This window comes from Escherichia sp. B1147, assembly GCF_001660175.1.
Lineage (GTDB): Bacteria > Pseudomonadota > Gammaproteobacteria > Enterobacterales > Enterobacteriaceae > Escherichia > Escherichia whittamii.
In genome coordinates, this window is the sequence record NZ_LFHY01000012.1 from 36,828 (window position 1) to 62,143 (window position 25,316).

Sequence of the window (25,316 nt, forward strand, 5' to 3'; positions counted from 1 at the left end):
AATGGCAATTTTTAAAGGAATGCCCCTTATTCTGCTGATCGTGAGCTTATGCAGCCATGCCGCCTTACAGCCCGATCGCACTCGTATTGTGTTTAACGCCAAAGATAAAGCGACCAGCCTGCGAATAGAAAATCGCAGCGATAAACTTCCCTATCTCGCATACTCATGGATAGAAAATGACAAAGGGGATAAAAGCGATGATTTCCTCGTCGCCTTGCCACCAATCCAACGTCTGGAAGCGAAAGCGACATCGCAGGCGCGTATCGTCAAGCAATCTTCCACCAGTCAATTGCCGACCGATCGTGAATCGCTATTTTACTATAACCTGCGTGAGATCCCCCCAGCCCCGGAAAAAGGAACCGGTCATGCCATCCTTCAGGTTGCTATCCAGAGCCGTATAAAGTTGTTCTGGCGGCCCGCCGGATTACGCAAAAAATCGGGCGAGCATGTGGAACTACAATTACAGGTCAGCCAGCAAAATAATCAGCTTACCCTGAAAAACCCAACGCCTTATTACCTGACCATCGCCTATCTTGGCCGCGACCAAAAAGGCATTTTGCCCGGTTTTAAAAGTACGCTCATAGCGCCTTTTTCTTCGGCAATCGCCAGTACGGGTAACTATAACGGCAACCAGTTTTATCTTGGTTATATGGATGACTATGGCGCGTTGCGTATGACTACGCTCAACTGTCAGGGGCAATGCAAAATGCAGCGCGTGGTGGAGAATAAACAATGAGTATAAGCAAAGGACTGTTACTCATTGCCTGTTTGTTATTTCTGCCCTTAAAAAACGCGTTGGCGATGGACTGTTATTTTGGCGCCTCAGGCGGCCCAGTGGAAAAATCAGAAACGATTATGTCATTCGCCGTCCCGGCTAACGCCAAACCGGGAGATAAAATCTGGGAATCCGATGATATTAAAATCCCCGTCTATTGTAATAACAATACCAACGGTGATTTCGAAAGTGAGCATGTTTATGCCTGGGTAAACCCCTACCCCGGCATGCAGGATCGTTACTATCAACTCGGCGTAACCTATAACGGTGCTGATTATGACGCCAGCCTCGGAAAAAGCCGTATCGATACTAACCAATGTATCGACAGTAAAAAAATTGACATGTATACACCAGAGCAAATTATCGCTATGGGATGGCAAAATAAAATTTGCTCTGGTGATCCTGCAGCTATCCATAAATCGCGAACGTTTATGGCGCGTATGCGACTATACGTCAAACTACGCGAAATGCCGCCGCACGATTACCAAAGCACCCTTAACGATTACACTATCGTACAATTTGATGGCGCTGGCAGCGTCAACGAAGATCCCTCGGCCAAAAACCTGAAATATCACATCTATGGGCTGGAAAATATTCGTGTTCTTGACTGTAGTGTCGACTTCGCCATTACTCCCGATAATCAGGTCATCGATTTTGGCAAATTTAACGTGCTGGATATTCGCCGTCACAATATGACAAAAACGTTTTCCATCAAAACGACCAAAACCCAAAATGGTGAGTGCACCGATGGCTTCAAAGTCAGTTCTTCGTTTTATACCGAAGAAACACTGGTGGAAGGCGATCAGGCGTTGCTCGTGGGTAATGGATTACGACTGCGTATGCTGGATGAAAATTCTTCACCCTATACATTCAATAAATATTCTGAATACGCCGACTTTACCAGCGACATGCTGGTCTATGAAAAAACCTATACGGCAGAACTGTCATCTATAAGCGGCACGCCAATTGATCCCGGCCCCTTTGATACCGTGGTGCTATTCAAAATTAACTACAACTGATTCTATTCACGCGGATAGAGCGTTGTATGTGTCACTGTCGTTATATTGTTATCAACGTTCTGGCCTTCTGGTCAGAACTTTTTTTAACCAGCAGAGTGAAAAACATACTCACCACCCTGCACTGCTTCCCTCGCGCGGAATTTTCTGATTTAGCCTATCTCTTTTTGCGCTCAGGTTGCTCATCGCAAGGAAATAGTACAAAAGTCTCTGGATAAAATGCCCCCGAAAAAAAATCACGGGGGTCATTCTCAATCAAAGCATATTACATTTATTATTCAAACCAGCAGCAAAGATATTGCCGGGATATAGGTAATAACCAACAGCAGTAAAATCAGACTTATCAGTAATGGCACCGCTTCACGCATAAATTGCCCGACAGAAACCTGCACGGTATTACATACCAGCAGCATCACTGTTCCGACAGGTGGTGATAACGTTCCTAACGATAAGTTGAGGATCATGATGATGCCAAAATGTACCGGATCAATGCCAAAATGAGCCACCACAGGTTTAAGTAATGGGACTAATATCAGCAGGATGGCGCTACCTTCAAGGAACATGCCAAGCACCAGCAGCAATAGATTGATAATCAATAAAAAGACATATTTATTATCGGTCAGAGTAGTGACAAACTCCGCAACCGTTATCCCTGCCCGCTCAAGAGAAAATATCCAGCCCAGCGCGGCACTTGCCATAATGATTAACATGACCGATGCCGTGGAACGCGCCGTCTCAGAGAGCGCAGTAAATACATGGCTGATTTTCAGTTCGCGATAAATCACAAAACCAATAAACATCACCAATAATACTGCTACGGCTCCGGCTTCTGTTGGCGTAAAGATATTTGCCCGAATACCACCGATAACCGCAACGATTAAGAACAGTGCTGGCCAGGCCTGCACCAGCGCCACTGACACTTCTTTCGGTTTTGGCCAGTGTTCGCTGGAAGGTTTTAAACCGCGCCGAATAGCCACCAGCCATACGGTGACAATCAACATCGCGGAGCACAGCAGGCCCGGCAGGATCCCGGCCATAAACATGGAACCGATGGAAACATCCGCTACCAGTCCATACAGGATCAGCGCAATACCCGGTGGAATGATTGGTGTAATCAGCGAACCACAAGCTGTTATTGCCGCCGCAAAGCCCCGGGAATATCCTTTCTGTTCCATTTCCGGCACCATCATGCGCGATAACATCGCGGCGTCCGCCAGGTTAGAAGCGCTGACACCGCCCATCATGGTACTGACCAGAATATTAGCCCCACCCAGACCACCGCGCATTCTGCCAATCAACACGTTGGCAATTTGCAAAATACGCGCGGCAATACCGGTATAGCTCATTAACGTGCCTAATAAGATAAAAAACGGAATAGCTAACAGCGAAGGGGTTTGTGTCGTGGCAATCAAACGCTGAATTGCCACCATTAACGGCACGTTTGAATAGCAAAGGAAGTAGGTCAGAATACCGCAAAACATCGCCAGCCATACCGGCATGTTGATAAATAAACAGATGAACATAAGCGGAATGATCATCAGCCAGTTATCCAGCCAGCTTCCTGCCAGTAATTCACTCAATGCTGTCATTATTCACATTCCTTGCGTGGAGTTTTCTTGATCAGGTGTAAGGCAGTAAAACAAGCGATACCGATAGCGCCAACCGTGACTGCAATATCGATCCAAAACCAGGATATTTTTAATATTTGCGTGGTCTTAAAGGCTGTCCCGGCAGCTAATTTCCATGCAGACAAGGCCATAACAATCAGTAAAACAATAGATATCAGAGAGACAAATAATGTTAAAACACGTTGCCCGCGTGGTGTCAGTGCATCAGCTAAAAATGGAATCGACAAATGGGTATTATCTCGTTCGGCAACGACCGCACCAAACATGACTACCCAAATCATTAATAAACCGGAAACTTCTTCTGTCCACTGCAATGGCATATTCAAACAGTAGCGCATTATTACCGCAGCAATGGTCATGATTACCAATATAAAGAGCGTTAATACCGCAGCAACTTCAATCACTTTCCCTAAAAGACGCATAAACACCTCTGCTCTTAACGGTCGGTGCCGAAACACCGACCTGTCCTTATGCCATGAAGTTATTTCAGCTGTTGCTGAATGGTGTCATATAAACCAGGGGTCCATTCCGGGAATTGTTGATAGACTTTTAACGCTTTTTCTTTGAAAGGGGACACGTCAGGGTAGATAATTTCCACGCCCTGCTCCTGCATGGTTTTCAACATTGCCGCATCTTGCTCAGTGGTAATTTTCTGGCTATATAAACCAGCTTCATACGCTGTCTGGTGAATAATATCTAGCTGCGCAGGTGTCAGGGTACTGAAAAACGCTTCGCCGCCCAACCATAATGATGTATTGGTCAGATAGTTCACCATTGACAGATATTTCGCCTGCTCATGCAGTTTTTGCCCATACAGAACAGAAACCGGGTTTTCCACACCATCGATCATCCCCTGCGTCAGCGCCGGATAAACGTCTCCCAGCGGCATTGGCGTTGGAGTTGCACCCATTGCTTCAATGGCTTTAATCTGCATGACGTTATTCGGCACGCGGATCTTCATCCCTTTCAGGTCTTCTGGTGTACGAATCGGTTTTTTAGCAATGATCTGTCGAGTGCCGTACAGATAGTTGCTCATGACAATATGCACACCTTTTTCCCGCAGTTTCTGTTCTTTTTGTTTAAACCAGTCACTGGCATAAATCGCAAACAGTTTCTGCGGATCTTCGGTTAAATATGGCCCAAACAATATACCCAGGTCTGCATCATAGTCAGTTAAAAAACCTACATCACTGATGGTGATAATATTCATCCCCATCAGTGCTTGTTCAGTAATATCTTGTTTTGAACCTAACTGTGAACTTGGGTAAAGTTCAAAAACAATATCTCCATTGCTTTTTTTCTTCACCAGTTCTGCCCAGTACTTCACTACTGTATCCGCTGGTTCGCCGGGGTTACTTTCATAGGCGATTTTGATAGTTACCGGTGCGGCATTCAGCATCGGACTTAATAAAGCGAAAAGAAATAAAAATGGTGCCAGTAATTTTTTCATTATTATTACCTGTAAGAGCTTTATCGATTAACGGGGATCTGCCCGACAGACTGCACTTTTGCTGTAATCAAATGCTTTATACGTTAAAACAAACTCCTGGTGTTCCAGTCGTTCTGCGGCACAATGTTTACCGTTGGCGACATTTTCAATCAATTGCATAATATCGTCTGCAATATCGTCGAGCGTTGCGCCTTCGCTAATAATACGTCCGGCATTAACGTCCATATCGTCAGATAAATGCTCCCACGTCTGCGGGTTATTACACACTTTAATAATGGGTGCGATCACGGAACCAATAACTGAACCGCGCCCCGTGGTAAATAACACCATATGACAGCCAGAGGCGATAAGTTCCAGTGCTTCTGAGGAGTCATTAATATTCGGATAACCAAAACGAGGTTCGCCATCAGGCACCACGTCCATCAACCAAAGCCCAGGAAAGGGCGTTTGTTGCGTCGGTAAAATAACGCCAGCAATCAGCGCATCGCCCGACTTGGTATAAGCCCCGAGGGATTTTTCTTCCTGAGTGGTTAAGCCACCTTCGGCATTACCGTTAGAAAAGCTCCCCAGCCCCATCAAACTGTAATAACGCTCTGCTTTTGCCATTGCCGCTTCGATGGCATCACGTGCTTGCGGACTACCCGCGCGCGACATCATATGTTGCTCACAGCCAAGCAACTCACCGCTTTCTTCAAAAATGCAGGTAGCCCCTTTCTCCAGCAACTGATTAAAGGCGCGCCCTACTGCCGGATTGCCCGTGATACCACTGGTGCCATCGGAACCACCGCAGATAGTGCCAACCACCAGGTCACTCCAGTTCAGGGTGCAACGCGGTGTATCCGCAAGCTGCTCCAGCATTCCAGCGACCAACTGCTTACCCAGCGTAATGGTGTTGGTCGTACCTTTATTTTCCTGAATGACCAGCGTATGGCACGGTCGCCCACTTTCTCGTACTTCTTGCTCCAGCCGACGGCGATCAAAATTCTCGCATCCCAGCGAAATAATCAGTACGCCGCCGACGTTGCTATGAGTCGCCAGATTTTTAACCAGCCGGTAGCCGTAATCACTGGGATAACAACCTGAAAAACCAAAATACTGCACATCATGACAAGGAAATCCCTCGGCAATCTTTTTAGCGACATGGCTGGCACACTCCACCATAAAGATTACCTGCACAGTATTACGAATACCCGGTCGGCCATTTTGCCGTACATAACCTTCCATTATGCTTTTTCCTCTGGCTGATAGCCGGCATCATCATGATGAAAAATGGCGATGGCATTGCTGGCAAGATTATGGGAATGCACGTGTTCACCCCGGGCAATATCGCGAGTGACATGGCCGATAATGGCGCCATATTTCAGAATCGAATCTCCCGTTTTCAGCGCTTCACTGGCCAGTTTGTGGCCCAGCGTCACGGAACTACAAGCCACCATTTCCCCCTCATCCCACCAGACAACATCGCCACTGGCGATGTCATTCAGCGCGACCACGCAATTATCTCTGGCATGAAGCTTTAACGCTCGTTTGCGCATAATTCCTCCGTACATCAGAAACCGATCAATGCGCCGCCATCAACCACCAGCACCTGACCACTGACAAACGCCGCTGCATCTGAAGCCAGATAAACCGCAGCCCAACCGATATCTTCCGGATTGCCGAATTTTTTCATCGGTGTACGACCAAGGATTTTGTTACGACGTTCGTCATCCCCCTCAATGGCCTTACGCAACATTGGTGTATCGATCCAACCAGGCGCAATGCCATTGACGCGAATCCCGTGTCCGGCAAGCTCCGTGGTCATACCGCGAATCATGCCGAGATAGGCTGATTTCGCAGCGCTGTAGCCAGTAACCAGAGGCTGCCCAAGAAATGAGGTCATAGAGGCGGTAAACAGAACACAACCTTGACCGCGTTGTTTCATATGCGGCACAAGGGCTTTGGTTAACGCAAATGCGCCGACTACGTGAACGTCGAGCACTGACTCAAAATCACTGACGCTCATCTCTTCAATCGGTTTTTTGCAGTGATTGCCTGCGTTATTGACCAGGATATCGATCGCCCCGTGTTCGCTAATAAGCGCATCAACTTTTTCCTGCGCGGCTGCGAAATCTCCGACATCCATTTGTATCCAACTCGCCTGCTCGCCCAGTGTTCCGGCTGTCTTTTGTGCCAGTTCACCGTTCAGGTCAGCAATAATGACTTTTGCACCACTGGCGATCATGCACTGTGCCATTGCCAGCCCCAGTCCACTGGCTGCACCGGTGATCAACGCGGTTTTGTTATGTAAAGAAAAAGCATTCATAGTGTCGCTCCTTAAAGGTCAATGAGGATTTTGGTATACGCGCCGGGATCACTTGCCCAGTCGCTAAAAGCGTGATCAGCTTGTTCCAGCGGGTAGTGAGCGCTCACCAGATTACTGACCGGATAACGCCCGGACTCCATCAATGCCAGCACGGCACGAAAATCCGCCACGGTGGCATTGCGGGAACCACGGATATCCAGCTCTTTCATCAGGAACTGCGCACTCTGATAACTCACAGGCTTTTTGGCGTAACCGACATAAACCACGCGACCGCTAAAGGCCACCAGCCCTGTAGCCTGTTCAATGGTTTGTTGATTACCCACCGCTTCAATCACCACTTCCGGACCGCGGCCGTCATTTAACAGCGCCAGTTCTGCCGCCACGTCACATTGCAGCGAATTAAGAAAACGTTGCGCGCCGCACTCCTGGGCAATGTTCTGCTTGCGATCATCAATATCGATAGCAATTACGCGCGCTCCCATAGCGGATGCAGCAGCAATAGCGCCAAGGCCAATTACCCCACAACCGATAACCGCTACCCATTCACCCACATTAATTTGCGCACGTCTGGCAGCATGTAGTCCCACCGCCAGCGGTTCTACCAGCGCTAACTCATCAACGCTTAAGGCATTACAGACAATGACTTTATGTGCAGGCATCGTTAGTTGTTGCGCCATCCCACCCTGACGTTGCACACCGAGAGTTTGGTTGTTCTTACAGGCGTTAGGGCGACCACTCAGACAGGAGCTGCACACGCCACACTCAGTGCAAGGCAGCACGACCACCCGGTCACCCGGCTTGACTGCACCTGCCATATCGCCAGTTGCCAGCACCGTGCCGCCAATTTCATGCCCCGGAATACAGGGATAATTAACCAGCGGATTCAGCCCCCGCCAGGTATTGAGGTCAGAGCCACACAGCCCGACACGCTCAACATTGATTAGCACTTCTCCTTTACCGCAGAGCGGTTCGGGGATATCAACAAATCGCGCCTGACTTCCCTGCTCAATTGTTAATGCCTTCATTCGTTGCTCTCCTTACATTACGCCGAAGGTTTCAAAGGCCTGTACCGTACTCATGCCATCACTGATGGCTTTGCGAACTTCGCTTTCGGTTGCCACTTTTTCCAGAGCCAGGGTAATAACTTCTTTCTCAACGGTCTGAGGAATGATCAGTAAGCCATCACGATCGCCAAACACGATATCGCCCGGATTCACCCGCACACCGTGAAATTCAATGGGTACGCCGAAGTCGATGACCTTGCCGCGCGGGCCTTGATCCTGGGCGTAAGTGCCATGACAAAAGGTGGGAAATTTCAGCTCAAGAATTTCAGCAGAGTCACGGGCGTAACCATCGAGTACCGCACCTGCTGCTTTCAGATGCATGGCACGGGTCGACATCAACCCGCCCCACAAGGCATAGCGCAGAGAGCTGCCAGTCGTGATGTAAACATCGTTCTCTTTGAGGGCGTCCAGCGCTTCAAACATGATGCCAAACGGTTTTTCGCCAATCGCCGTCTTACCCGACGTCGATTTGGTTTCGTAAACGTCGGACTCCAGCACCGGCATTGCCCGGCCTGCCACCACCATATTCACATCCAGCGGCTTGATCGCCGGAGAAACAAACTGGTGCATATAGCCCAGCGTGTCGAGAATATCGCCAACCACGGCGGTAAATAGCCGGGTTTTCATCAACGCAAATAGTTCGTTATCATTCTTCCACATTACTTTTACCTGTAAGCCTGTTTAACAGGTTTACAGGGTAAGGAGAAAAAGCGCACAATACTGCGAAGGGCGTCACGAAAAAATTGTGTATTTGCTATTTCTGCGTCACGCTTTGACGCAATATGTCTTTGATTCGTACTGCATGGCGGGCGCACAGGCGCATTAGTCTATTGATAATCAAGGGTTCTGGAGGAAAATATGAAGGATACAGCCCCGGCATTCTGGATTTTACCGGCCAGGAAAAAGTACAACAGGAGTAAAAATGAGTGAGAGTGCGTTATTGACCAGCGTAACGTTATCGTCACAGGTCAAAAATCATATTCTTAATCTGATCGCCGAACAAAAATTGACACCGGGGATGCCAGTTCCCAGTGAAGTCCAGTTGATTCAGAAACTGGGCGTCAGCCGGGGAATTGTGCGTGAGGCCTATCGTTCACTTGCTGCCCTGGGGATTCTGGAGACGCGCAGCGGTAAAGTGCCACGAATCAAAAAGTTTGATGATGAAGTGCTGCGTGTGGTGTTTGGATTTGCCCTGGCGACCGAACAAGTGACAACAGAGCAAATTCTGCAAGTACGCCGCTGGCTGGAGCTTGGGGTCGTGGAAGCGGCTGCCCGCAATGGCGAAGAGGAAGATTTTGCTAACCTACGGGCTGAAATGGCAAAAATCCGCGAACAGTTCGATGATGTCGAAAGCTTTATCACCCATGATATCCGTTTCCATCAGTTACTCGCCGTTGCCTCAAAAAATCCGCTTTTTATGATGTTATTGCAGGCATTGCATCAACAATTACGTCAATCCATCCAGGAGGGGTTAAACGCACAAAGCGATCAGAAAGAGTACGGTAATCACATCATCACACTACACCAGAAAATCTGCGACGCAGTGTGTGCCAGAGATGTCGAAACTGCGACTCAAGCCATGAAATCACACTTCGACAGCCCGGTCAGTGCACTGATCAATAATTCCTCGCCATAAGACTTATTTCAGTTCGATCGTTGACTCTTCCCTCTTTAACAAACGAGAGGGAGACAACGGTGCTTAATACGCCCTTTAGCCAAAATCTGTCTTTTTCTTGATTACCGCTATTTTTTCGTTAAGGCGCATTCTTTATGCTGTATCGATACACCAAAGGTAAGTTAAACAGGGAGTGATGGATGCCAGTGCTACAGTGGGGAATGTTATGCGTGTTGTCACTTCTCCTTTCTATTGGCTTCCTCGCTTTACATCTCCCGGCAGCGCTGCTGCTTGGACCGATGATCGCCGGGATCATCTTCAGTATGCGCGGGGTTACCCTGCAACTCCCCCGCTCCGCTTTTCTCGCCGCGCAAGCCATTCTTGGCTGCATGATTGCGCAAAACCTGACAGGTTCAATTCTCACCACGCTGGCGGTTAACTGGCCGATTGTGTTAGCTATTTTACTGGTGACGTTGCTTTCCAGCGCTATCGTGGGATGGTTACTGGTGCGCTATAGCTCACTGCCAGGAAATACTGGTGCCTGGGGTTCCTCGCCTGGCGGCGCGGCGGCAATGGTCGCAATGGCGCAGGATTACGGCGCAGATATCCGCCTGGTGGCGTTTATGCAGTATCTGCGGGTGCTGTTTGTCGCAGGCGCGGCTGTTCTGGTTACGCGGATGATGCTGGGCGACAACGCTGAAGCGGTTAACCAGCAGATCGTCTGGTTCCCGCCAGTCAGCATTAATCTCCTGCTTACGATTTTGCTCGCTGTCATTGCGGGTACAGCGGGATGCCTGTTGCGTATACCTTCCGGCACGATGCTTATACCGATGCTGGCAGGCGCGGTACTCCAGTCTGGTGAGTTCATCACGATTGAGTTACCGGAATGGCTGCTGGCAATGGCATATATGGCGATTGGCTGGCGGATTGGTCTTGGTTTCGATAAACAAATTCTTCTGCGAGCACTACGTCCGCTGCCACAAATTCTGCTGTCGATTTTTGCTCTGCTGGCTATTTGTGCGGGTATGGCGTGGGGACTGACCCGGTTTATGCACATTGATTTTATGACCGCCTACCTCGCTACCAGCCCCGGCGGGCTTGATACGGTGGCGGTCATCGCCGCAGGGAGTAATGCCGATATGGCACTCATTATGGCAATGCAGACCCTGCGTCTGTTCAGTATTTTGCTCACAGGACCAGCCATTGCGCGGTTTATTTCAACCTATGCGCCGAAGCGTACGGCCTAGTGCTGACAACCAGGGCACCAGTAAAACGGGCGCGATGACAGCGTGGTTTTCTCAATGATGCCGCCACAGCGTTCACACTTCTCGCCATCACGATGAAAAACCTTAAAGCGGAACAGCGCGCCGTGATGTTTATTTTCATCCACCTGCCCCCGCGTAGCATAAGAAAGACGCGGAATATCCAGTAGCGCGTGCGCGAGTGCATCCAGTTGCGCCGCGTTAAGATCTTTCGCTTTATGGCTTCCGGTCAACCCGACCAGCCAGAGGATCTCCACGCGCATGTAATTGCCAAGCCCTGCAAGAAACGCCTGGTCGAGCAGCAATCCGCCAAACTGACGGTTACGAAAGCGTGGCGACAATAACCGTTCTTTCACCACATCCGGCGTCAGATTCGGGTCGAGCACATCAGGGCCAACGCGTTGTAAGAACGGATGCGTTGTCAGTTGTTCCGCCGTCAACATCTCAATATCCGAGGCGCTATAAAGCAGAATGGTTTTGTCGGCAGTTTGCAGTTTTACCCGCAACACCCGCGTGGTCTGCGGCTCTTCGCCGGTATCAACTACGCGCCAGACGCCGTAAAGCTGATTATGGCTATAGAGCGTTAAACCGTCGGAAAAATGGGTCAGCAACGCTTTGCCGCGCGTTTCCACATAAGTGATATGCTGACCAATAAGTTGTGATTGATAAGGTTTTAACTGCGGGAAGGCAAACCAGACATCAGTTAGTGGTTTGCCTTTGATCGCCGCCTCCAGGTTATCCGCTGCACGGCGGATCTCCGGGCCTTCAGGCATGGTGATATCCTTTTTTCGTTCTTTGTTCAGTGGGATTATGCTGCGACAACAATCCCCTTTTTGGTAAATGTAGAGCGTAGTCGGCGGGCAAACGCCAGTGCATGCTTGCCGTCGCCATGCAGACAGACCGTTTGCGCCGTGACCTTTGCCCATTCTCCGGTGATACTTTTGACTCTGCCGTGTTGCACCATCTCCAGCGTTTGCGCCAGCGCCTGTTCTTCATCTTCAATCAACGCGCCCGGCTGGCTTCGCGGCACCAGCGAGCCGTCGGCCTGATATCCGCGATCGGCAAACACTTCCTCGCGCGTTGTCAGGCCATTACGCTTGCCTGCACGGATCAGCTCGCTTCCCGCCAGCCCAACAACAATCAATGTTGGATCGCAAGCGTAAATTGCTCTGGCGATGGCGTCCGCCAGTTGTGCGTCTTTCGCCGCCTGGTTGTATAACATGCCGTGGGGTTTAACATGACGCATTACGCCACCTTCCGCTCGGGCAATCGCTGCCAGGGCGCCAATCTGGTATAGCGTCTGGGCGTAAACCGTTTCCGGCAGCAGTTGCATGGCGCTACGCCCAAAATTTTCCCTGTCGGGAAAACTCGGGTGTGCGCCAATCGATACACCATTTTTTATTGCTTCACGCACGCAAGCCTGCATGGTTTGCGCGTCGCCTGCATGAAATCCACAGGCAATATTGGCCGAGGACACCAGCGTTAACAGTTCAGCGTCGCTGGCACAGCCTTCGCCCAGATCGGTGTTAAGATCAATCTTCATTGTGCAGCCGCCACGCTAATTGTTCGAAATAACGTTGCTGATCTTGCCGCGCTTTCAGTGCCTCTTCCAGTGAGCTCTGGACAAAATGAATGGGCTGACCGAGTGGAATTTGCGCCAGATGGTACATGTCGGCCTCAATGATGCAGGCAATGCGCGGATAACCGCCGGTAGTTTGCGCATCGTTCATCAGCACAATTGGCTGACCGTTATGCGGCACCTGCACCACGCCCGGCAGCAAACCGTGAGATAACAGTTCGCGATCGGTGGTGCGTTTTAAGATTTGCCCCTGTAAGCGATAGCCCATCCGGTTACTTTGTGGGCTAAGTTGCCAGGGCGAACGCCAGAATGCATCCTGCGAGGCGCGGTCAAATTCGTGATATTCCGGCCCCGGCAAGGCACGAATACGATTGCCCCACAGTAGCTGTTTAACGCCCTGTGCTTCCATAAAATCCCGCTTCGCTTTGCCAATGGGAAGCCTGTCACCATCCCTCAGTAAACGCCCTTCCAGCCCGCCAATCCCCACTTTGAGATCGGTACTACATGACCCCATCACTGGCGGGACATCAATACCGCCCGCCACCGCCAGATAGCTACGAACACCATGTTGCGGACGTTTAAGGGTTAAACGCTGGCCTGCTTTCATCGGCAAGCGCCAGCCAGTCCACACGGCGTTATCATCCAACCGCGCTTCGCAGCCTGCGCCAGTCAGGGCAAACCAGCCATCGCTTTCAAATTCAACCGTTAGCTGACCGAGCGTGATCTCAAGTGCAGGCGCGTTAGCATCATTGCCCACCAGCAGGTTAGCAATACGTAGCGCAGGCATATCCAGTGCACCGCAGTGGCTGATACCCGACTGACGAAAGCCGTGACGACCGCCATCCTGCACGGTGGTGTACATCCCCGCACGAATAATCTTCAGCATACTCCCCCCTTCTGCGGCACAAAGCGCACGCTGTCTCCCGGACGTAATAAGATAGGTTCGTCACGCGCCGGGTCAAACAAACTGAGCGAGGTATGGCCTATCAACTGCCAGCCACCCGGCGTTGCCAGCGGATAAACACCGGTCTGCGACCCGCCGATCCCGACAGAACCTGCCGGAACGAGCAAGCGCGGTTCAGCGCGTCGCGGCGTGTGTAGTTGTTCCGGCAAGTTCCCGAGATACGGGAAACCCGGTTGAAAACCTAAAAACCAGACCACGTATTCTACGGAGGAGTGCAGTTCAACGACCTGTTTTTCGCTCAACCCACAATGCGCCGCGACCACCGCCAGATCCGGCCCGCCTGCGCCGCCGTAAACCACCGGGATTTCGATATAGCGTGACTCTGGTTCCAGCGCCTCACTCTCCTCCCACCAGCGTTGCAAACGCTCAATGGCATCCAGCGCCAGCGACTCAGGATTACGCAAAATCACCGTGATATTGTTCATGCCAGGAATAGCTTCAACGACATTCGGCATATCCACCAGACGCTGGGCCAGCCGCCAGATCCGTTTCTGGCTGGCCAGCGTCACCGGCGGTTCCAGTTCCAGCACTACCGCCGTTTCACCTATCAGATAACAACGCGCTCGTTGCACTTTCGATCCCTCTGACTATTCGTTATGCAGGATTAGGAATATCAATAAAGGTCACATCAAGATCGGTATTTTCATTCAACCACTCACTCAACGCGCGAATACCGCCGCGTTCTGTAGCGTGATGACCCGCCGCATAAAAATGCAATCCTTGCTCGCGAGCCGAATGAATGGTCTGTTCAGAAACTTCGCCAGTAATAAAAGCATCCACGCCAAAACGGGCGGCGCTATCGATAAAACTTTGTCCGCCACCGGTGCACCAGGCGACGCGTTTCACCACCTCAGGTCCGGTATCGCCACACCACAACGGCTTGCGTCCCAGACGCGCTTCAATCCATGATGCCAGTTCCAGCCCCGGCACCGGCATCGTCAGTTCGCCCCACGGCACCAGTGGTTCGATCTCGCCCATTACCGTAATCCCCAGCAATGCCGCCAGCTGTGCGTTATTGCCAAGCTCAGGATGCGCGTCCAACGGCAGATGCCAGCCATACAGGTTGATATCATTCGCCAACAATGTTTTTAAGCGGTTACGCTTCATACCGCGAATTACTGGCGATTCCCCTTTCCAGAAATAACCATGATGCACAATGACCGCATCCGCGCCCAGGCGTACCGCTTCATCGAGTAGCGCCTGGCTGGCGGTGACACCGGTAACAATTTTTTGCACCGTCTCTTTGCCTTCCACCTGCAAACCATTCGGCGCGTAATCACTTATCGCCGCGCTGTTCAATTTCTCATTAATCAGTTGTTCCAGTTCGGTGTTTTTCATCATTGCGCCTTCCATATTCTGATAGCTACTCCGTTAACATAGCGTTACCTCGCCTGTTCGTCGATAGTCAATCTTTCGACATATTAAGAAACAAACCCATCGCCAAAAGGCGCAAATTGTTTATCTCATAAATGCATAGTTCATGTATATTTATGCAATCAGACAGCATATTGCATAAATAATCAGATCTGTATCAAAGTTTTAACTTTAAGGAAACACACGCACGCCGCGCAACTATTACGTGGTGTCGCATCCAACCGCGGAATTACTATGAATAAACACGCATCACAGCCGCGCGCTATCTACTACGTTGTCGCGCTGCAAATCTGGGAATATTTTAGCTTTTACGGCATGCGTGCCTTGCTGATTCTCTATCTCACCAATCAACTGAAATACAACGACACCCACGCTTACGAGCTATTTAGCGCCTACTGTTCGCTGGTGTATGTCACGCCGATCCTCGGCGGTTTTCTGGCGGACAAAGTGCTCGGCAACCGCATGGCGGTAATGCTGGGGGCATTGTTGATGGCTGTCGGGCATGTGGTGCTGGGTGCCAGTGAAATCCACCCGACATTCCTCTATCTGTCGCTGGCGATTATCGTTTGTGGCTATGGCTTGTTTAAATCCAACGTCAGTTGTCTGCTTGGTGAACTGTATGAACCGACCGATCCACGTCGTGATGGCGGTTTCTCGCTGATGTATGCGGCGGGTAACGTGGGGTCAATTATCGCCCCTATCGCCTGTGGCTACGCTCAGGAAGAGTACAGCTGGGCAATGGGCTTTGGCCTGGCAGCGGTTGGGATGATCGCGGGTCTGGTCATTTTCTTATGTGGCAATCGTCATTTTGCTCATACCCGCGGCGTTAACAAAACGGTGCTGCGTGCGACAAACTTTCTTCTGCCAAACTGGGGATGGTTGCTGGTTCTGCTGGTCGCAACGCCTGCGCTGATTACCGTGTTGTTCTGGAAAGAGTGGTCGGTATACGCCTTAATTGTCGCTACTATTATTGGCCTTGGCGTACTAGCGAAAATTTATCGTAAAGCAGAAAACCAGAAACAGCGTAAAGAGCTGGGGCTGATTGTGACGATCACCTTCTTCAGTATGTTGTTCTGGGCCTTCGCGCAACAGGGCGGCAGCTCAATCAGCCTCTATATCGACCGTTTCGTTAATCGCGATATGTTTGGTTATACCGTTCCGACCGCTATGTTCCAGTCGATTAATGCCTTCGCGGTCATGCTGTGCGGAGTGTTCCTGGCGTGGGTGGTAAAAGAGAGCGTCGCGGGTAATCGTACCGTGCGCATTTGGGGGAAGTTTGCTCTTGGCCTCGGCCTGATGAGCGCCGGGTTCTGCATTCTGAGCTTAAGCGCCCGCTGGTCTGCAATGTATGGTCATTCTTCTCTGCCACTGATGGTGTTAGGCCTGGCGGTGATGGGCTTTGCGGAACTGTTTATCGACCCGGTTGCCATGTCGCAAATTACGCGCATTGAAATCCCCGGCGTGACCGGCGTATTAACCGGCATTTACATGCTGCTTTCCGGCGCGATTGCTAACTATCTGGCGGGCATCATTGCCGATCAGACATCGCAAGCTTCGTTTGATGCTTCCGGGGCGCTCAATTACTCCATCAATGCATATATTGAAGTGTTTGATCAAATCACCTGGGGTGCGCTGGCGTGCGTGGGACTGGTACTAATGATTTGGCTGTATCAGGCGCTTAAGTTCAGAAACCGCGCACTGGCACTGGAGTCTTAATAAGTCAACACCGATGCCTGATGCGACGCTGACGCGTCTTATCAGGCCTACAAACACGTTGAAATTTCAGGTTTTGTAGGCCGAATAAGGCATTCACGCCGTATCCGGCATCTGGGCACGATTGCCTGACGCATCTGTTATTTCCCCTTCCTCGCCGCCTCATACGCTGCCAGCGTTCGCAGCCTTACCTCTTTGTGATCGACAATGGGTTGCGGATAATCCAGCTTCACGCCTGTTTTCTCCGCCCACTTCCACGGTTCATGCACCGCTTTCCCTGGCACATCGCGCAACTCCGGTAACCACAGGCGGATAAACTCGCCTTCGCGGTCAAATTTCTCGCCCTGAGTTGTCGGATTAAAGATACGGAAATAAGGGGCCGCATCGGTTCCGGTAGAAGCAGCCCACTGCCAGCCGCCATTATTGGCAGCCAAATCACCATCAATCAGCTGCGACATGAAATACCGCTCCCCTTCCCGCCAGTCGATCAACAAATCTTTCACCAGAAAGCTGGCTGTGATCATCCGCAGACGGTTATGCATCCAGCCAGTGCTGTTAAGCTGACGCATGGCGGCATCGACAATCGGGTATCCGGTTTTACCTTCCTGCCAGGCCTTTAAATGCGCGGGATTGCTTTGCCACTGTACGCGGTCGGTCCAGGCAATAAACGGATGATGTTTACACAGCGATGGGTGATACGTTATCAGGTGACGGTAAAACTCGCGCCATATCAACTCATTAAGCCAGACACTACCCGGTCCACCTTCCAGCGCCTGCGGTTGTTCCGCCAACAGGCGATGCAAGCACTGGCGAGGCGATAACCCGCCCGTTGCCAGGCTGGCGGACAAACGGCTGGTACCATCCACTGCCGGAAAATCTCTCTGTTGCTCGTACTCTCCAGCACCGTTCTGGCAAAACTGGCGTAATTGCGCAATCGCTGCTTTTTCTTCCACCGGAAAATGTGCGGTTTCGAAAGACTGACGGGGATAATTCAGCGCAATTGGCGCGCCTGCTGCTATCGCCCCGCATGGGCGCACTTTTGGTGCAGTGACACACTCCGGGAGCCCTTCCCGCAGCCGTTTCAACCAGGCGTTTTTAAATGGCGTAAAGACTTTGTACATCTCGTGATTGCCGGTCATCACCGCGCCTGGCGACAGGATCACGCTGTCATCAAATCCTTCACACACCACGTTACGCAGCGCTCTCTCAACCTGCACATCCCGCGCCCGCTCATTCACTTCATACTGATAGTTATAAAAAAGATGGGTAACGCGGTTTTCCTCGCACACCTGTTTAACTATTTCGACGCTGGCGGCAAAGTCATCCACTTCACGGAATAATAAAGGAATACTTTTTTCCGCCAGTGCAATTTGCAGTGCATTAAGTTGAGCATTGATAAATTCAGCCTGACGCGGCGACATGTTATGCGCTGCCCACTGACGTGGTGTGGCGATATACAGCGCCACCACACGTGCAGACGAATTACGGCAGGCGGCAGCCAGCGCGAGATTATCGTGCAGACGTAAATCCTGGCGAAACCAGACCAGATGGGTGGTCATAAAACTCCTGCATGGCGCAAGTTAATAACACGCGGCCAAAGTTCGAAATAACGCTGCCCTGAAAGCCAGGCGTTAGGGTAAAGCGCCATATAGTGTTTGATACGCATCAGCGGCGCAAGAAGAGGTTGCTCGCCACGGCGATAACTGTCGATAAGCGCAGCCAGGTGCTGCCGTTCCGTGGAGTCAAGATGGGGACGGAAATAACCCTGAACGTGCATCAAAACGTTGGTGTGATCGCGCGAGTTGGCGGAGTGAGAAAGCAAAACAATTACGCGCTGGCGGTACTGATTGTAATAGTCATTAAGATTTTGCCACTGGTGAATATCAGCCACAAACGGGCCAAGTTTGCGGTACTCAGGCTGGGAATGAGCCAGAAATACGAGCTTATAGCGGCTGTGATAATCGAGAAGCGCCCCGCGCGTTAAGCCTCGCTCTTTGAGATTATGTAACTCATGCAAAACAAAAATGCGGATAAGGGTGCTGTCATCTAATAGTTGGTGATCCATTACTGCTCCTGAACGGTTTACAGGAGTAAGTGTAGACGATGGGGAATGAGATTTGTGGGGCTAATCCTGTTGTAGGAATGCGTGAGTGTGCTAAACGAGAATTAAATAATAAAAATCCGGGAAGATTTAATTTCTTACCCCAGGGCAAGATTACGAAAGCCCGCACCCCGCAAGGACTGACGCGAGGTAGTCTATGTCCATAGATGCTTTTCTCATCTTACGTCTTAACCCAGCCTTGAATACCTTATCTTTCGCCAAAATATTAATAGCGATGTGCCGTATACCTGAAAATAATTCTGCTGCGTTTCCTCTTCTTATTTTGCAGTCGTCTTCATTCATTACCTCGTCAAGGCGCCAGTGCAGCTTATTCTCCACGTTCCAGTGATTTCGAATCGCTGTCGCAATCTTCTCTGCGGTTAAATCAGCAGATCTGATATAATATCTGACCATCATTTCGGGCTCTTTCTTTTGTTCTGTTGTTATTGAGCGAAATGAGACTGCCATGCATAATTTCTTCAGCCCTTTCCATTCAAACGTGAAATCAATAAGTTCATCCGGGACGTCGCAAACAATATGAAGATGGGTTTCTTCTCTATCGTGACTCTTTTCACTTATTGCATAACTGTCATATTCAGGATTATTTAATTCTTTAAGCGGAAATTTTCCCTCAAAGGCTTTCTTGAGCCGTCCCTGATTTCCTTTTACAGCGAATAAGTAATCGGCCACCTTGTTGTTGTATCTTCGCTGCAATATCTTTCTGGCATCCCATTGCATCAGTTGTGATGATTTTTTCCTTAATATCCATCATGTTAAGAAGTTCAGGAATCGCTGTAATCTCATTGGATTTCTCATCCGTCTTGATCTGCCCGAGAACCAGACTATGCATTGTTGAGAACGCACTAATAACGTGAATAGCTCCCCTGCGACGACTTTTATCATGCGAGTGCCGGAGTGTTTTTCCATCAATTGCAATGACGTCTTTATCATTTGATGAATGGCAGTCACGCATCCAGTTAATAAAGCACTCGTGAAATTTTGCAGGACTGATACAGGATACAACTCTGGCAATGATATCGTGAACAGGAATACCATTTTCAAAATCACCATATTGTTTTAAAAAATCGAGATGTGTTTCCCCAAAATCCTCTATATCTTCCCAACCTTCTGCCCCAGAAATGACGGCACAAATAGTCAACAGTAGAATATCTGACAATTTATGTTCCACTTTCCAGGCTTGTCTGTAATCGGGGATAATAGAAATATGTTCCATCAATTTTTTAAGTTCCATTTTGCTCTCCTTATTTATGTAAGGAGTATTTGATTATATATAAGCTATGAAAAACAGTTTTAGGTAATAAGGAATATCTCAATTATTGAACATAAAATGCGAATCATTTAGTACAATAAAGCAGCGTTACGTGATCTTTCCCTGACTCATCTCCCTGTTCTGCTGCACGGCTTATTGAGTCAAACGCTTCCGGCACCCATCCTTCGTACGGGCTGTACGTCATATCACCGCTGCTGTTCTCCTCCAGCGGCTGAAAACCCAGCTTCAGTAAATCGTACTGCCCGGCCTCTTCAACATCCTTCTGTGGCAGCCAGCCGGTTCCGGTGATATTAAACCACCACTGCTGCGATTCATCCGTAACCGGTGTCGTGGCTTCCCGCGGAAGAACGCGCTGAGCACCCAGTGTGGCTGCGGTTGCGGTAAATACCTCCTGTCCCGAAACGGCCTGACGGGTGTATAAAATTATCCCTTTTGGTGCCAGAACAGTCCGTTTTTCTCCCTTAACGCCTGCCGGGTTGGATAAGAACTTTGGCATATTCGGGTCTGTACTCAGAACCTCCAGATGGACGAACCACTCGCACTCAATTTCACCGCTTCCCTCGCCGGGATAATCCTCACATCCCATAAATCCGACCGGTGTTCCGGCACTGACCTTCCACTCTTCCGTTTCGTCGACCGTCTGTACCGAGTCAAAAATGCCTTTCGCCTTCGCCTTCTGCATCCACTCAGGCATCAGCATCTGTATTTCGCCATCTGACTCCATCAGTTCCGGAGCCAGGGTCACCCAGTACTGCTCATTCCCCGGTTTATCGCCTTCCAGCAGGCGAACCAGTCCGAATGTCGTCAGAACCGGCTGGCCGTTATTGGTCACGTAAAAACGTCCGGTCCGGGATGACACAAACCGATCTCCCGCATTAAGCGTCCTGTTTCCGCTGATTTTCGGGGGTATCCGGTACGTGGCATGATCTCCGCTTTCCTGCCCTTCCGGAAGACCGTTCTTTCCCGGGACGTATTGATGCAGCAATATGCCGCCATGCCCGGTTTTAACTTTATAACAGGGGGAGCCGGGATAATCGTTCACCGGGGCCAGATGCATATAGAGGCAGTAAAAATCCAGCCAGCTTTCTTCCTTTTGCGGGTCTGGCTGGCACTGCGATTTCACCAGAACAAATGTGCTGCTGTAACGGAGCTCCTGCCCTTTATAGGAGGCCTTCAGATAATCATTGTTTATCCGGTATGCCGCAATAGTGCCATCGACCATAAACTGAAGAGGAACCGGCTCCCCGGTAGCGGCGGTATCCGGTTTCAGGGCTGATAACGGATTAGACACGTCACTGATATGTATCCCGCCGTGCCACAGCCCGTTTCCACCCAGCAGCTAGGTTCCGTGCGCTTCTGCGTCAATAAGCCGCATTATCTCATCCAGTGAGCGGAACTCTTTGCCTTCTTTATCCCTGATGGGATAGCTGATTTTCATGTTCAGTCCTTATCGTGAGAATCTTCCAGGCCGTTGTGGCGGTACCTTATCCTGCCGGGGAGGATCAAAGGCTTCCTGTACATTTTTCCGTGGCGGCTCCGCCCCTTCAGTTCCAGGTCCGCCATTATCATCTTCTTTCAGCGCCTTCAGCACCGCCGGTCGTAACGTCGGCACCGGCGTTCCCGGACTACCACCGCTATTGAGATTGATTTTCGGCCCGACGATGTCCACTCCGCCTGAATGGATGACCACAAACGAACCACCCACTTTCAGCGTGATTTTACCGACGCTCTCCAGTACGATTTCATCCCGGACCTTCATTCCCAGCGCACCGCTCACCTTTTCCGCCAGGTCGCCCTTCACCTCCAGGCTGTGCTTCCCCTCCACCAGGCTGATATGGTTCCCCGTCGTTTTGTGCTCCTGCTTCCCTTCTACTGTCACCTTACGGTCATTTCTGACATACAGTCCGTCATCGTGACTCACGCTCACCGTCCGGTCATTCGTCGCCTTCAGCGTCTGGTCATTACGTATCGTGATACACCGGTCATTCGCCACCGTTACCAAAGCCTGCCACCACGCCTGTGACATAACGCAGCGGGATGACGCCCTGCCAGATGGTCAGCATCGCCTTCTTCTCCAGCAGCATCTCCGCCGTCTGCATAAACGAGTCGCTGGCAACATCCACACTCATCACAAACGGATAAGACTGGTTCTGGATTAACCTGAAATTCACCACTGCAAAGGTGTCCGGCTCCTGACCGTCAACCTCCAGCGTAAAGCGAAGACCTTTTAAGGACATAAATACCTCTCAGACATATCAGCCTATATTTACCGTACCGCACCGATAACCCCCCCCCACAGTCGATGGCATCGCCGGTTCTGGCGGCGGGCAGGCCGTCAATAAAGACGGTTGAAGAACCTCTGGCGATTTTACGGGGATGAGGGGGATGCTTCGGTTTATCATGCGGCGTCAGCGGATCTCCCTGACGGGCTGCGGGGAGACCATCGATAAAAACGGTGGATGACCCGGCAGTGATGACGGTCTCATAATAACCGTCATGCCGGGTACCTTTGTCGGTGAGTTTGGCGGCTAAGGGCATTCTGGTTCTCCAAAATTAAATAACGGGCACAAATTCCCCATTAATTAAAGAAAATATTGGTGCGAAGTAGTTTATTGCATTGTTACCTTTTTTGTTAACATAATGGTATGTTAAAGGAGAATATCTTGGCTCAGATTTATTATATAGCTGAACCATTCTTCCATTATTCATGACTCTAACTTCATAATTATCCCATTTTATAGGATCGATTTTAGCTATGCCTCCCTCTAGTTTATCTTTAGGGTAGAGTGATAGTAGTATATCATCCTCACTATCCCCTGTGGTTGTAGACCATGCCTTAAGAGCTATTTGGCTGATTTTTTTTAATTTTTCTCGATCTCTATTATTAATGACATCAGCCATTTTTATATATGCCACACGTAATTTTTGCATTTGCTCATCGCTACCATTAAATGGGGTCGCGTGTATCCACTGCCATTCTGGTATGCCGCTTATATTGATTTTTTTTGTAAATTGATAAACTATCATTTGGGGTGGGTAATATTTTTCCCAATAAAATTTAGGTTCTATATGGCCAGGTATCGCTTGTTCTGCAAATATCTTCTTCCGTATAATCGTACTCTTATCGTTTGAGTTAACTTCAGGAATACCATCTTTGTTGATAGTTACATTTATTGATGCTAGATTTACTTGGTTTTGTTTATCTATTCGTACTAAATCTACTTTACATCCAGATTGTGTGTTGAAATGTGAACGTTCTTGATCGCTAATGTTTTCTCTTGAAAACCACCCTAATGCACCAATTTCCAAGCTTATCTCATTCTCACCATTTTCAAGAAACATCATAGCATTAGTGCTGGAACTCCCCCCTCCTCTACCCGCATATGCAGATTTACGATTATCCATTCCTAAAACACCATTGGTTTTTATAGAACAAAAAGCATATTTTATATCAAAAAGACTACGAATTTTCTTTTCACTTCCAATTGCATCGCTAGACGAAATCATGACGCCTCCAGTTAATAAATACATTAATAATGGCAATATGGTTTTCATATTTTTCCTTTTCATATACATGATTGATGAGTTCAGTAATTTTCCTTGGTTGAATTAAAATATTAATTTGAGGGAGGTGTTATAGCTGGTTTGGAAATTTGTCGGATTTTTCCATATAGGTTAGCCCGCAATGGAGATTCACTCGCTTTGAGGGGATCTGCCAACTGCCACTCTGTTTCTGTTTTATTTTCATGAGTAGAGGTGCCTTGTTCTTCTTTTCCATCGTCGCCATCGGCAAATGCCACATCGTACGAAAACGCAAAATATCCTTTAATACCATCGTGATAGCCTACAAGGTCAATTCCATCATCATGAGAGTCTACCTCAAATCCAGCCTTGGCCTCGATGCGGCCTTCGGCCCCGAGACTTAATTCGACACACATTACTTCTGCTTCAAATGTTGCACTAACAACCCCTTTTATACCTAAGTAAAGCTGGTTTTTTTCTAATATACCAATGGACCATTCATCATTTTTACTTTTATATGAAACACCTAAGTTAATATTAATACCTAAAAGTATTTCAATATAACACTCGACGCTAACACCATGCTTGTCTAAGTATTTTCTGCATTTATTTGCAAGATGATCTATTTTACAATAAGCACATATAAACTGAATGATATCAAACCTTAAACCACCTTCTAATAAGGGTTCTCCATATAGACCAAAAAAATGACAAGGACCATCATGAACATCTGTATATTGATAAGCATATGAGACCCCCAATGTTACCGGCTCTAGATTTGTACTAAATACTTCATATTCACGAGTTTTATTGTTATTATCAGGATCTGGTGCAAAATATTTATTTACACAACCCAATAGTTTATCAATCGAACTGGAGTGTATTGATGATGCTGTTGTAATTTTATTTTTGATATTTTTTTTATATTCTTCTGTATATTCAGTGTTACATATTTTTAATCCATAATCAAAAGTCATATCTAATGAATTAGTTAACTTAAATTTATCTGTTGCATATGTCCAGCCATCACGTAGTTTATTACCATTTTTAGGTTTTGTGTTTTCCATCGTTAAGCGAGACTTTATCCGTTCATCTCTGCGTTCTTTGATGCTCCTCTCTTTTATATCAGCGCCTAATTCATAACTTAAACCTAAACTCGCACGGAGTTCAATAGTTGGCTGAACATATATTGTAACATACTGCCCCCACTCGTAACATCCATTTGCAACCACAATATATGTGGCTGGCCCCTCTGAAAAACTTGCTGGAGGGATGATTGAAGTTAAATAATAATATGGCGGAAAAAAACAATCTATTATATCTGTTATATTTGTTAAGCATGACTCTTGTCCTTTGTAAGATAACTTGACTTTATTCGGAACTCCATCAGATGTCAGTGATTCAGATGTTCCTCCTGCAATCTCCTCCATCCATGCCACCGGACATCCACTTTTATTGCATTTACTAATGATAGTAATAGTTCCATCACATCCATCGCCTTCATCCAGTAAATTTAAATAAATAGAACCTTCTTTTGACCATGTATGATGTTCTTTATTGTTGGGGAAATCAGTAATTATATCCAGTAAGCATGTGTCTGGTATATTGCACTCCACACAGACCTTTCCGGCAGTTGCTGAAGGTGTTGTCATATAGT

23 protein-coding genes and 4 pseudogenes are annotated in these 25,316 nt (G+C 48.8%); 5 read left to right on the forward strand and 22 right to left on the reverse strand.

Annotation, left to right across the window (positions count from 1 at the left end):
- Position 1 precedes the first annotated feature (1 nt).
- Both A9180_RS11395 and A9180_RS11400 read left to right on the forward strand, forming a co-directional pair.
- Positions 2-736 carry a molecular chaperone gene (locus tag A9180_RS11395; protein WP_064528895.1) on the forward strand — a complete coding sequence of 245 codons (735 nt, stop codon included), beginning with the start codon at positions 2-4 and terminating at the stop codon, positions 734-736.
- Positions 733-1,794, forward strand: coding sequence for a fimbrial protein (locus A9180_RS11400; protein ID WP_064528897.1), 1,062 nt, complete (start codon positions 733-735; stop codon positions 1,792-1,794). The genes A9180_RS11395 and A9180_RS11400 overlap by 4 nt, the downstream gene beginning before the upstream one ends.
- 275 nt (positions 1,795-2,069) lie before the next feature.
- Here the strand turns inward: A9180_RS11400 and A9180_RS11405 are convergent, their stop codons facing one another.
- The 8 genes from A9180_RS11405 to A9180_RS11440 form a co-directional block, all read right to left on the reverse strand.
- Complete coding sequence (locus A9180_RS11405) at positions 2,070-3,380, reverse strand: TRAP transporter large permease (protein ID WP_064528899.1); 1,311 nt, start codon at positions 3,378-3,380, stop codon at positions 2,070-2,072.
- Complete coding sequence (locus A9180_RS11410; RefSeq protein WP_064528901.1) at positions 3,380-3,841, reverse strand: TRAP transporter small permease; 462 nt, start codon at positions 3,839-3,841, stop codon at positions 3,380-3,382. Before A9180_RS11410 ends, A9180_RS11405 begins: the two co-directional genes overlap by 1 nt.
- Before the next feature lie 59 nt (positions 3,842-3,900).
- Positions 3,901-4,818, reverse strand: coding sequence for a C4-dicarboxylate TRAP transporter substrate-binding protein (locus tag A9180_RS11415; RefSeq protein WP_410402964.1), 918 nt, complete (start codon positions 4,816-4,818; stop codon positions 3,901-3,903).
- A gap of 78 nt (positions 4,819-4,896) precedes the next feature.
- Complete coding sequence (locus A9180_RS11420) at positions 4,897-6,093, reverse strand: UxaA family hydrolase (RefSeq protein WP_074399539.1); 1,197 nt, start codon at positions 6,091-6,093, stop codon at positions 4,897-4,899.
- On the reverse strand, positions 6,093-6,404 hold the full coding sequence (locus A9180_RS11425; RefSeq protein ID WP_074399540.1) for a UxaA family hydrolase: 312 nt from the start codon (positions 6,402-6,404) through the stop codon (positions 6,093-6,095). Before A9180_RS11425 ends, A9180_RS11420 begins: the two co-directional genes overlap by 1 nt.
- Positions 6,405-6,418: 14 nt before the next feature.
- A complete protein-coding gene (locus A9180_RS11430; protein ID WP_064528909.1) occupies positions 6,419-7,174 on the reverse strand; it encodes an SDR family NAD(P)-dependent oxidoreductase in 756 nt (251 codons plus the stop codon).
- Between the two features lie 11 nt (positions 7,175-7,185).
- Complete coding sequence (locus A9180_RS11435) at positions 7,186-8,199, reverse strand: zinc-binding alcohol dehydrogenase family protein (RefSeq protein ID WP_064528911.1); 1,014 nt, start codon at positions 8,197-8,199, stop codon at positions 7,186-7,188.
- Between the two features lie 12 nt (positions 8,200-8,211).
- Positions 8,212-8,898: an RraA family protein gene (locus A9180_RS11440; protein WP_064528917.1), complete on the reverse strand. Its 687-nt coding sequence runs from the start codon at positions 8,896-8,898 to the stop codon at positions 8,212-8,214.
- A gap of 262 nt (positions 8,899-9,160) precedes the next feature.
- Between A9180_RS11440 and A9180_RS11445 the strand changes: the two genes are divergently transcribed.
- Together A9180_RS11445 and A9180_RS11450 are read left to right on the forward strand one after the other, a co-directional pair.
- Entirely contained in the window at positions 9,161-9,874 is a 714-nt protein-coding gene (locus A9180_RS11445) for a FadR/GntR family transcriptional regulator (protein WP_064528919.1), read from the forward strand.
- Positions 9,875-10,053: 179 nt separating this feature from the next.
- Positions 10,054-11,100: an AbrB family transcriptional regulator gene (locus A9180_RS11450; RefSeq protein ID WP_064528921.1), complete on the forward strand. Its 1,047-nt coding sequence runs from the start codon at positions 10,054-10,056 to the stop codon at positions 11,098-11,100.
- Here the strand turns inward: A9180_RS11450 and nei are convergent.
- The 5 genes from nei to ybgI are packed head-to-tail and all read right to left on the reverse strand — an operon-like array spanning position 11,097 to position 14,996.
- Entirely contained in the window at positions 11,097-11,888 is a 792-nt protein-coding gene (gene nei / locus A9180_RS11455) for an endonuclease VIII (RefSeq protein WP_064528922.1), read from the reverse strand. The genes A9180_RS11450 and nei overlap by 4 nt on opposite strands.
- Before the next feature lie 35 nt (positions 11,889-11,923).
- Positions 11,924-12,658, reverse strand: a complete 735-nt coding sequence (gene pxpA, locus A9180_RS11460; protein ID WP_064528923.1) for a 5-oxoprolinase subunit PxpA — start codon at positions 12,656-12,658, stop codon at positions 11,924-11,926.
- On the reverse strand, positions 12,648-13,580 hold the full coding sequence (pxpC, locus tag A9180_RS11465; RefSeq protein ID WP_064528924.1) for a 5-oxoprolinase subunit PxpC: 933 nt from the start codon (positions 13,578-13,580) through the stop codon (positions 12,648-12,650). Before pxpC ends, pxpA begins: the two co-directional genes overlap by 11 nt.
- On the reverse strand, positions 13,574-14,230 hold the full coding sequence (gene pxpB, locus A9180_RS11470; protein WP_064528925.1) for a 5-oxoprolinase subunit PxpB: 657 nt from the start codon (positions 14,228-14,230) through the stop codon (positions 13,574-13,576). The genes pxpC and pxpB overlap by 7 nt, the downstream gene beginning before the upstream one ends.
- 22 nt (positions 14,231-14,252) lie before the next feature.
- Positions 14,253-14,996: a radiation resistance protein YbgI gene (gene ybgI / locus A9180_RS11475; protein ID WP_064529092.1), complete on the reverse strand. Its 744-nt coding sequence runs from the start codon at positions 14,994-14,996 to the stop codon at positions 14,253-14,255.
- 270 nt (positions 14,997-15,266) lie between these two features.
- Here ybgI and dtpD point away from each other — a divergent pair, with 270 nt between their 5' ends.
- Entirely contained in the window at positions 15,267-16,748 is a 1,482-nt protein-coding gene (gene dtpD, locus A9180_RS11480) for a dipeptide permease DtpD (RefSeq protein ID WP_064528926.1), read from the forward strand.
- A gap of 137 nt (positions 16,749-16,885) precedes the next feature.
- Here dtpD and phrB read toward each other — a convergent pair whose 3' ends face one another.
- The 9 genes and pseudogenes from phrB to A9180_RS11525 form a co-directional block, all read right to left on the reverse strand.
- On the reverse strand, positions 16,886-18,304 hold the full coding sequence (phrB, locus tag A9180_RS11485) for a deoxyribodipyrimidine photo-lyase (protein ID WP_064528927.1): 1,419 nt from the start codon (positions 18,302-18,304) through the stop codon (positions 16,886-16,888).
- Positions 18,301-18,810 (reverse strand): YbgA family protein, encoded by a 510-nt coding sequence (locus A9180_RS11490; RefSeq protein WP_064528928.1) that lies wholly within the window; start codon positions 18,808-18,810, stop codon positions 18,301-18,303. Before A9180_RS11490 ends, phrB begins: the two co-directional genes overlap by 4 nt.
- 150 nt (positions 18,811-18,960) lie before the next feature.
- Positions 18,961-20,098, reverse strand: a pseudogene (locus A9180_RS11495) (ISAs1 family transposase).
- Between the two features lie 103 nt (positions 20,099-20,201).
- Positions 20,202-21,428, reverse strand: coding sequence for a hypothetical protein (locus tag A9180_RS11500; protein WP_241957063.1), 1,227 nt, complete (start codon positions 21,426-21,428; stop codon positions 20,202-20,204).
- A gap of 156 nt (positions 21,429-21,584) precedes the next feature.
- A pseudogene (locus A9180_RS11505) lies at positions 21,585-22,136 on the reverse strand (bacteriophage T4 gp5 trimerisation domain-containing protein); the annotation flags it as partial.
- Positions 22,135-22,374 (reverse strand): annotated as a pseudogene (locus A9180_RS11510) (type VI secretion system tip protein VgrG); the annotation flags it as partial. The pseudogenes A9180_RS11510 and A9180_RS11505, both read right to left, overlap by 2 nt.
- Positions 22,375-22,392: 18 nt before the next feature.
- A pseudogene (locus tag A9180_RS11515) lies at positions 22,393-22,675 on the reverse strand (type VI secretion system PAAR protein).
- Positions 22,676-22,690: 15 nt separating this feature from the next.
- The gene (locus A9180_RS11520) at positions 22,691-23,692 is read right to left on the reverse strand and encodes a hypothetical protein (RefSeq protein ID WP_064529093.1); all 1,002 of its coding nucleotides are present in this window, start codon (positions 23,690-23,692) and stop codon (positions 22,691-22,693) included.
- Between the two features lie 62 nt (positions 23,693-23,754).
- On the reverse strand, positions 23,755-25,311 hold the full coding sequence (locus A9180_RS11525; RefSeq protein ID WP_064528931.1) for a hypothetical protein: 1,557 nt from the start codon (positions 25,309-25,311) through the stop codon (positions 23,755-23,757).
- Positions 25,312-25,316 lie beyond the last annotated feature (5 nt).